This is a genomic window from Acinetobacter sp. NigerLNRRAM0016 (genome assembly GCF_054112845.1).
The window spans coordinates 1-427 of the sequence record NZ_JBSYVT010000127.1 but is presented as its reverse complement, the minus strand read 5'-3'; the positions used below and the strand labels follow the sequence as shown (position 1 = coordinate 427).

Sequence of the window (427 nt, the reverse complement as noted above, 5' to 3'; positions counted from 1 at the left end):
ATCAGTATTTCGATTATCGTCAAATTTCTCAGTTAATTTTCAATATATTTTCATTCGATAAAGTCCAATTAACTTTGGATAGAACCAACTGGAAATGGGGAAAACGAGATATCAATATCTTGATGTTAGCCATCGTCTATCGTGGAATAGCGATACCTATTGTTTGGACATTGCTCAATAAACGTGGCAATTCAGATACAAAAGAGCGTATTGCTTTGATTCAACGCTTTATCTCCATTTTTGGTAAAGATCGTATTGTGAATGTGTTCGCAGACAGAGAATTTATCGGTGAGAAATGGTTTACATGGTTAATTGAAAATGACATTCACTTCTGTATACGTGTTAAAAAAACTTTATTGTGACCAATCACTTAGCCAAGAATCATAAAATTAGTGATTTATTTCGTCATCTTCAAGTTGGTCAAACA

Annotated in this window: 1 pseudogene; it reads left to right on the top strand. The window is 33.0% G+C overall.

The window, feature by feature from the left end:
• Positions 1–427, top strand: a pseudogene (locus tag ACWQ4X_RS19830) (transposase); the annotation flags it as partial.